Genomic DNA, 764 nt, shown 5'->3' on the forward strand with positions numbered 1-764 from the left:
GGCGTTGTGGGCCGGCTTGAGGCCGTCCGTCCAGTTCCAGTCGGCGACCTTCTCCAGGACCTTGGGGTCCTTGGCGACGATCGAGATCGGCACGTCACGGTTGGCGCCCACCCCGCTCACCTTGGCGTTGGGCTGGTGGTCGCCGAGGAAGACGAGGACGGTGTCGTCGCCGGCGTAGCGCTCCATCCACTGGGTCAGCGCGGTCACCGAGTACTGCACCGCCTTGCCGTACTCCTCACGGGCCTTGGTGTCGTCGCTGTACACGTCCGACGATTTCTTGCCCGCCTTCTGGATCGCGTCGAAGACCGAACCGTCGCCCACGTCCTTCCAGTCGACCATCTTCGGGATCGGCGCCCACGGCATGTGACTGGACGTCAGGATGATCTCGGCCATCAGCGGCTTGTCGCGCTTCTTGCTGTGCTCAAGGCGCTGGTACGACTCCAGGGCGTACTGGTCCGGCATCGTCGACCAGCTGAACTTCGGTCCCTGGTACCCCATTTGGAACGCGTTGTAGACGGTGTCGAGGCCGTAGTACTTCTGCTCCGGCCAGCTCTTCTGCACGCCGGGCATGATGCCGACGGTGTCCCACGCGCCGGTCTTCTTGAACGCCTTGGTGAGGGAGAGGTGGTCGCTCGCCATCACCGTGCGGTAGCGCTGCTGGTTGTCGATCCACAGCCCCGACATGGTCGTCGAGTGCCCGAACCAACTGCCGCCGCCGTACGTCGACGACGTCAGCCAGCCGCTCTTGGCGTGGAATCCGATCT

1 protein-coding gene is annotated in these 764 nt (G+C 64.8%); it reads right to left on the minus strand.

Annotated features, from left to right (window positions below):
* Positions 1-764 (minus strand): alkaline phosphatase family protein (locus tag ACVNF4_RS36630; protein ID WP_461807122.1); only part of this gene is annotated, 764 nt, incomplete at both ends.

The organism is Streptomyces sp. S6, from assembly GCF_054880855.1.